Genomic DNA, 7,517 nt, shown 5'->3' on the forward strand with positions numbered 1-7,517 from the left:
ACCATCGCATGACGTATACGGCGAGCGCGGCCGACACCGCGCCGAAGACCTACGCCTGGGAGATCCGGGCCAGCGGCCTGAGGGTACGCGTCGGACGGAGCAAGATGGCCGTCGACGGGCTCGACCTCTCCCTGGGCATCGGCGCCCACGGCCTCCTGGGGCCCAACGGAGCGGGGAAGACCACCCTGATCCGGACCCTGGCCACCGTGCTGCGCCCCACCGAGGGCGAACTGGAGATGCTCGGCACCCCGCTGGGGGGCAGGGTGGGCGACCACCGGGCCCTGCGCCGCCAGATCGGCTACCTGCCGCAGGACTTCGGCTACTACAAGCGCTTCACGGTGCGCGAGTTCGTCGAGTACATGGCCTGGTTGAAGGAGGTGCCGAAGGCGGACATCCCCGGGGCCGTCCAGCGCGCCGTGGAACGGGTGGGGCTGACGGACCGCGCCGACCACCGGATGAAGACCCTGTCCGGCGGCATGGTGCGGCGGGCCGGCATCGCCCAGGCCATCGTCAACTCCCCCGCGGTGCTGCTGCTGGACGAGCCGACCGCGGGCCTGGACCCTTCGCAGCGGCTGCGCTTCCGCGAGCTGTTGCAGGAGCTGGGCCGCGACACCTGCGTGGTCGTCTCCACCCACCTGGTCGAGGACGTCGCGGCCGCCTGCTCCGACGTGGTGCTGTTCGCCGACGGCCGCCTCGTCTTCCAGGGCACGCCGGACGAACTGGGCGCGGCAGGCAGCGCTGACCACCCGGGCGACAGCCCGCTGGAGCGCGGCTACTCGGCGCTGCTCCGCAACTCCGGCCAGCAGGGGAGTGCCTGGTGAACGGACGTGTGCTGCGGACGGAGCTGAAGCGCTCCGCCGCCCCGTGGGGCGGAATCGTCGTCCTGGGCGGCAGCCTGGCGGTCTTCCTCCCGTTCGACGCGTTCTGGTGGCACGGCACCGCGGGGTGGACGGCCCAGTGGAGCACCATGGCCATGTGGACCCGGTCCCTGCTGTCCTTCTGGTGGCCGTTCGTGGTCGGCATCGGGGCGGTGTACGGGCTGCGCGAACCCCGCTCGCGGATGACCGAGCTGCTGTCGACCACGCCGCTGCCGGCCTGGCGCCGGGTGGCGCTGCCGACCGGTGCGCTCGCGCTCGCGCTGGCGGCGGGCTTCGGCCTGCTCGTTCTGGTGGGCGGAATCCAGGTGGCGCTCGGTCCGACCACCTACGCACCCCTCGGGTGGCTGCCGATCTCGCTGGTGGCGGCACTGGCCCTGGTCGCGGGCGCCGTGTTCGGCATGGGCGTCGCGCGGGCGCTGCCCTCCGTCCTCACCCCGCCGGCGCTGGTGGTGGTCTTCCTCGTGGCGACGGGCCTGCTCCTGCGGATGAACAGTGAAGGGGCGGTACCGTCGGGCAGGGTGTCCAACCGCCTCGCCCAGCTGAACCCGGCGACCCCGGAGCCGCGGCAGATGCTGCTGACCCTGGCCGGCTCCGTCCACCTCGGCCAGACGCTCTGGCTGCTCGGCCTGCTCGCCACCGGCCTCGCGCTGCTGGCGGCCGTGACCCGCCGGGCCCGGCTGCTCGCGGTGACTCCCGTCCTGGCCGGCTTGGCCCTGGCCCTGCTGGTCCTCCCGGCCTCTGCGCGCGACACCTACGTCGTCGACAAGGCCGCCGCGACGCTGGTGTGCGACGGGCCGGTGTGCGTGACGCAGGCGAGCCGTTCACGCCTGGCCGAGCTCGCGCTGCGCAGCAAGGACGCGATGCGCGTGCTGCACGACGTCCTGGGCGACAAGGCGCCGACCTCGGTGCGGGAGGACACCGCGCTGCACGAGCTCGCCGAGGCACGCGAACTCTCCGCGGACGTGCTGTCGGTCGACTTCAACGATCGGATGCTCGCCGATGCGACAGGTGAGAAGCTGACCCGCGCGCTGATCGGCAGGGGCCTGGCACCGAGCTGCTACCCGGACAACGACCGGGAGGGCGGGGGGAGTTACGACGCCCTCGGCCAGAGCGTCGCCGTGAGCTGGGCCCTCCACGACCCCCAGCTCCAACCGCTGAAGGAGAAGGGCACCGACGCGTACGCGATCAAGCTCTGGGCGGAGGCCGACGCCGCGTGGCAGAAGCTGATGGCGCTGCCGCCGGCCGAGCAGCGCTCGCAGATCGTCGAGCTGCACGCCGCCGCCCTCTCCTGCGGGGGGTACAAGCAGCTGCAGAAGCTGGCCGGGGAGGCGGCGCAGTGAGGTGGCTGACGCTGTACGCGCGTTCACGGCAGGTGGCCTCCTCGGCCGCCGCGGTCGCGCTCATCGCGCTGGTGGTGTGGGCCTTCAACCGGGGCGGCGGCACGGGTGCGGCGGATGCGAGGGATGTGGCGGATTCGATCAACCCGGTCGCGTACTTCGTGCTCGCCGCGAGCGTGGCGGCCGGCTCCGTCGGGCTCGGCGGGCAGGACCCCTCACTGGACAGGACGGCCGCGATCCGGTGGGCGCCCCGCCGGGCGGCGCACGCGCTGCTGATCGGCGCGGTCGCCGGTGCGGCGCTGCTGGCGATCCAGGCGGTGGGGCCGAAGTTCGCCCCCACCGAGGTCGTCGTCCGGGACAGCGCGGGCCTGGTCGGCCTGGCCGCGCTCGGGGCGGTGCTGTGCGGGGCGCACCTCGCCTGGACCTTGCCGACCGGCTGGCTCGCGATCACCGTCCTCACCCCGCCGATGCCGCCCAACGTCGTGGGGAAGTCGGTCGGCTGGATGGTCTATCCCGCCGGCACGGAGGCGTCCACCTGGGCCGCGGTGGCCCTGCTGGTGACCGGCGCCGGGGCCTACGCCCTGGCGGGACCGCGCAGGTAACGGGCCCGCCCCGCGCTCCGCTTCCCCTCGGCGAGTCGGGGGAGCGGAGCGCGGGGCGTTCTGCCGAGGACCCGTCAGTCGTGGCTGCCCAGGGTGTCGTGCGAGACCTGCCAGAGCAGGGCGGCCGCCTCGGGGTCGAGGGCGTATTCGGCGACGCCGTTGCGGGCGCTGAGCTTGCCGCGGACGGCTTCGTTGCAGTCCTCGAAGTAGCGGCCGCTGACGCCCTCCAGCAGCGGTGAGGCCGCGAGCAGGACGGAGGTCGCCGCGCCCTGCTCGGTGCTCTTCCACAGCAGCTCCGCGCCGTCGGCGACCTGGGCGCGCAGGCGGTCGAGCTCCTCTTCGGAGATGTGGCGCTGGAGGGCGGTACGGATGCCGCCGGGCATCAGGGCGTTGACGGTGATGCCGTCCGCGGCCCAGCGCCTGGCGGCCTCGACCGCGAACAGGACGTTGGCGGTCTTGGACTGGCCGTAGGCGGACCAGGGCTCGTAGGCGCGCTCGCGGAAGTGGATGTCCTCGAAGACGACCGGGGAGCGGTGGTGGGCGCTGGAGCTGACGGACACCACGCGGGCGCCGCCGTCCCGGGCCAGGGCCGGGTGCAGGCCGGTGGCCAGCGCGAAGTGCCCGAGGTGGTTGGTGGCGAACTGGAGCTCCCAGCCCTCCGGCGTGCGGAGCTCGGGCGAGGCCATCACGCCGGCGTTGTTGACCAGGATGTGCAGGGGCCCGTCCCAGGCGGCGACGAACGCGGCGACGGAGGCCTGGTCGGCCAGGTCCAGCGGCGCGACCCGGACGTCCTTGTTGCCGGTGGTCGCGGTGATGTCCTCGGCGGTGCGGGCGCCGGCGTCGAGGTTGCGGACCGCGAGGGTGACCTGCGCGCCCGCCGAGGCGAGGGCGCGCGCGGTCTCGACGCCGATGCCGGAGGCGCCGCCGGTGACGACGGCGCGGCGGCCGGTCAGGTCGGTGCCGGAGACGACCTCGGCGGCGGTGGACTCGGCGCCGAAGGGGGTGGTGAGGCGCTGGGTGTTGGCGTTCATGATCTTCCCGTCTGGCTGGGTGACCGGAGCTGGGGGTGCGCGGGAGGGGGCGGCCGGTAGAGTGGAAACCGGAGGGCCCTCCGCATGTCTCCAGGCTAAGCGGAGCACCCTCCGTTTGCAACCCGAGGAGGACCAGCCGTGACCACCGCCGACCCCCGGCCGCTGCGCGCCGACGCGCGCCGCAACCGCGACCGACTGATCGAAGTGGCCGCGCGGGCCTTCGCCCAGGACGGGCCGGACGCGACGCTCGGGGCGATCGCCAAGGAGGCCGGCGTGGGCATCGGCACCCTCTACCGGCACTTCGCCACCCGCGAGGAACTCGTCGAGGCGGTCTACCGCAGCGAACTCGCCAAGCTGTGCGACTCCGCCGCGGAACTGCTGGACGGCAGGGGGCCCGACGCCGCGCTGCGCGCCTGGATGGACGGCTTCGTCCGCTACATGACCACCAAGCGCGGGATGTCCGACGCGCTGCGCGCGCTCATAGCCTCCGGCAGCGACCCCTTCTCGCACAGCCGCGCGATGTTGACCGCCGCCATCACCGAACTCCTGCGGGCCGGGGCCGAGTCGGGCGCGCTGCGCGCCGACGTCGAACCGGACGACGTGCTGTTCAGCCTCAGCGGCCTGTCCATGGCCGCGACCACCCCCGAGCACCACGCCCGGATGGAACGCCTCCTCGACCTCCTGATGGACGGCCTCCGCTACCACGCCGCCTCCGGGCGGGGCGCCCGCTGAGAACGGCGAAGGGCGCCAGCCGTACGGCTGGCGCCCTTCGCCGTGACTCCGGTCTGGCCTGATACGGCCTGATACGGCCTGGCACGGCCTGGCCGGTCAGAGGAGCTGGAAGGACCACTCCTGCTTCCAGCCGCCCTCACAGCTCCACACGCCGAGCTGCTTGAAGTCGGAGTCGTGGGTGAGGCAGTCGTCGTCGCCGATCTGGATCCGGTACTTGCCGTTGCCGAGGCCGACGAACTCCCACTTCTGGTTGGAGGTGTTGCCCCACGCCTGCTGCTCGGCGACGTAGGTCTCGGGGTTCTCGGTGAGGTTGTACCCGAGGTCGTTGACGATCCGGTAGCGGTCCCCGCCCAGCGGCTTGATCGTCCAGGTGGACCCCTTGTACCCCAGGATCCCGCCCACGATCGGGGCGCCCCAGGTCGAGGTCTCGGTGGGGGCCGAGGCGCCCAGGCCGTTGGAGAGCTTCAGGAACAGCGGCCGCTCGGTCGGGACGGTTGGCTTGGTGTCCGGCTTCGGGTCCGGCTTCGGCTTGGGGTCCGGCTTGGGCTTGGGGTCCGGCTTCGTCGGGTTGGTCGGGTCGGTCGGGGTGATCACGCCGCCGGACGCGGACTCCAGCACCCACTCCTGCTGCCAGCCCGACTTGCACGTCCACACGCCGAGCTGCTTGAAGTCGGCGTCGTGGGCGAGGCAGTCGTCGTCGGAGATCCGGATCTGGTACTTGCCGTTGCCGACTCCGGCGAGCTCCCACTTCTGCTTCGAGGAGTTGCTCCACGGCTGGAGCTCGGCCATGTAGTTGCCGTTCTCGGTGAGTTCCAGCCCGTACGAGCTGGTGATCCGGTAACGACCGCCGCCCACCGAGGTGAGCTTCCACTTGGACTCGTTGCCACCCCGGAGCCCGGGGACGACCGACGCGCCGGCGGAACCGTTGACCGGGACGGCGCCCAGCCCGTTGTCGAGCTTCAGGAACACGTCGGCGCCGTTGCCGCCGCCGCCTCCGCCGGGCGTGGGCGGGTTGGTGGTCGGCGGGGTGCCGCCCCAGGCCCAGTTCTGGTTGGGCGCGTCCCGCCTTTCCTCGGAGCCGCAGGCCCAGGCCGCCACCGTGCTGCCGTTGGCGGTCCGGCCGTTGAAGTCGTCGATGCAGACGTCCTTGGACCGGTCGTCCATGTCCGCCATGTGCCGGAAACCGCCGCTGGCCGACATGTTCCAGCGCTGACCGGGGATCTCCAGGCAGTCCCAGACCTGGAGCTTGGTCCCGTTCGCGGTCTTGTTGGCCTCCAGGTCGAGGCACTTGCCGTTGGCGGCTTGGAGCTTGTAGCCGTTGTACGTCCACTTCTGGGCGTCGCTGCCGTTGCACTCCCACATCTGCACGGGGGTGCCGTTCGCGTTGCCGTTGCCGTTGACGTCCAGGCAGGCGTGGTAGCCGGGGCTGGAGTCGGGGGTCAGGCTGCCGGTCCTGGTGCCGTAGCCGGACCGCGCGGGGAAGTGGATGGTGCGCACGTCGCCGTCGCACTTGTAGGGCCGCGCGGTGCCCGCCCGGCAGGTCCACGGCTCCTTCTTGACGGAGTCGCCGTCGTTGCCGATGAACGCCCAGTTCATGTAGCCGCCGTCGCCGCGGTTACGGATGGTCGAGTCCCCCTGGAAGACCCAGATCCGGAATATGTCGTAGCCGGAGGGGTCCTTCTTCTCCTTGTCCAGGAAATGGTTGAGCTTGTAGGTGGTGTCGATCAACACCCCCTTCATGTCGGACTTGTACTCGTTCTTGAACCACTCGGTGTCGTACATGTCGGTGCCCACGGTCTTGAACACCATGACGTTGAACCCCGGGAACTTCGCGCTCAACTTCGACGCGGTGCTCTGGGTGAACTCCGCGTTGTCCAGCTTGTTGAGGTTGGCGGCGTTGCGCATGCCCCTGACCATGTCGAAGGCGGAGCTGATCAGCGAGGTCATGCAGTTGCCGCCGCCCGGCACCGCCGGGGTTCCGCAGGTCGTGTCCACGGGGAAGGGCGTCGGCGCGGCCTGGGCCTGCACGGTCAGGCCGGAGACCGCGGCGAGTGCGGCGATTCCGCAGGCCAGGGCGCGTTTCAGGCGGGACAGGGGTTTCATGTCAGAACCATCTTTCTTATCGACAAAAATGGATCGTAGACATCGGAATCCCGCGTCCCGCGACTCCATACGGAATCCATATGGCGAGATCTGGAGTCTTGACGCCTTATTGCACTCGCCAACCCGGCCCGGTGAGCTCTGTGGACCAACTTCCGTGCCAGCGACTTGAGGGTGCATCGAGCGGGCCCGCACCAACCCGCCGGTTGGCCGGCGCGGGAAGTCGGGCTGACCGACTTCCCGCGCCGGAGCTGGGGTTCGGCTTCTCGCGCGAGGGGTCGTGGGGGTGGTGCGGATGGTGAGATGGCCTATCGGGACATCGAACGCCGCCCGGCGGCGGGCGGGGTCTACGCTGTGAGCGCAGCCACGCCGGTGATCACCGTTGGCCGCACCGGGGTTGCTGTAGCCCGTGTCATGACGACGAACGTGGACACCGAAGGTTGGAGGACCCGCGAAGTGTCAACAACGCCAGAGTTCCGTGGCTTCGACTTGGTGAGGCGTGGCTACGACCGCCATCAAGTCGACCGCTATCTCAAGGCCCTGTCCGAAGCCGGTTCGCCGCCACCCCAACCGGTGTTCGAGATTGTGCGGCGGGGCTACGACCGCGAGCAGGTCGACGCGCGCATCGCGGACCTCCTGCGCGGCAGGGGCGCGGGCGCGTAGAGCCCACGTCCGCGGATCCTTCATCTGATCCGCAGCCGCGACCCGGACCGCGGGGGGGGGGGGGGGCGGGGGGCGCCCCCCCCCCCGGCCCCGCCCCCCCCGCCCCCCGGGGGGGGGGGGGGGCTGCGCGGGAGAGGCGGCGCGGGGCAGGGGCGCCGGGGGGGGGGGGCGCAC

7 protein-coding genes are annotated in these 7,517 nt (G+C 71.7%); 5 read left to right on the top strand and 2 right to left on the bottom strand.

The annotated features are described in order from the left end of the window. Positions 1–8: 8 nt before the first annotated feature. Genes ACIPLC_RS09120 through ACIPLC_RS09130 form a run of 3 tightly spaced genes read left to right on the top strand, consistent with a single transcriptional unit; the run spans position 9 to position 2,817 of the window. Positions 9–821: an ABC transporter ATP-binding protein gene (locus ACIPLC_RS09120; protein ID WP_400472294.1), complete on the top strand. Its 813-nt coding sequence runs from the start codon at positions 9–11 to the stop codon at positions 819–821. Next, entirely contained in the window at positions 818–2,218 is a 1,401-nt protein-coding gene (locus ACIPLC_RS09125; protein WP_400472295.1) for a hypothetical protein, read from the top strand. The genes ACIPLC_RS09120 and ACIPLC_RS09125 overlap by 4 nt, the downstream gene beginning before the upstream one ends. Then, on the top strand, positions 2,215–2,817 hold the full coding sequence (locus ACIPLC_RS09130; RefSeq protein ID WP_400472296.1) for a hypothetical protein: 603 nt from the start codon (positions 2,215–2,217) through the stop codon (positions 2,815–2,817). Before ACIPLC_RS09125 ends, ACIPLC_RS09130 begins: the two co-directional genes overlap by 4 nt. Positions 2,818–2,891: 74 nt before the next feature. Here the strand turns inward: ACIPLC_RS09130 and ACIPLC_RS09135 are convergent, their stop codons facing one another. After that, positions 2,892–3,848 (bottom strand): SDR family NAD(P)-dependent oxidoreductase, encoded by a 957-nt coding sequence (locus ACIPLC_RS09135; protein ID WP_400472297.1) that lies wholly within the window; start codon positions 3,846–3,848, stop codon positions 2,892–2,894. 138 nt (positions 3,849–3,986) lie between these two features. Here ACIPLC_RS09135 and ACIPLC_RS09140 point away from each other — a divergent pair, with 138 nt between their 5' ends. Further along, positions 3,987–4,580 (top strand): TetR/AcrR family transcriptional regulator, encoded by a 594-nt coding sequence (locus ACIPLC_RS09140; protein ID WP_400472298.1) that lies wholly within the window; start codon positions 3,987–3,989, stop codon positions 4,578–4,580. Between the two features lie 96 nt (positions 4,581–4,676). Here ACIPLC_RS09140 and ACIPLC_RS09145 read toward each other — a convergent pair whose 3' ends face one another. Next, entirely contained in the window at positions 4,677–6,683 is a 2,007-nt protein-coding gene (locus ACIPLC_RS09145) for a ricin-type beta-trefoil lectin domain protein (protein WP_400472299.1), read from the bottom strand. A gap of 300 nt (positions 6,684–6,983) precedes the next feature. On the opposite strand from ACIPLC_RS09145, the gene ACIPLC_RS09150 reads away from it, so the two are divergent. Beyond that, complete coding sequence (locus ACIPLC_RS09150; RefSeq protein WP_400472300.1) at positions 6,984–7,343, top strand: hypothetical protein; 360 nt, start codon at positions 6,984–6,986, stop codon at positions 7,341–7,343. The last annotated feature ends 174 nt before the right edge of the window (positions 7,344–7,517 follow it).

The organism is Kitasatospora sp. NPDC086801, from assembly GCF_044745805.1.
Lineage (GTDB): Bacteria > Actinomycetota > Actinomycetes > Streptomycetales > Streptomycetaceae > Kitasatospora.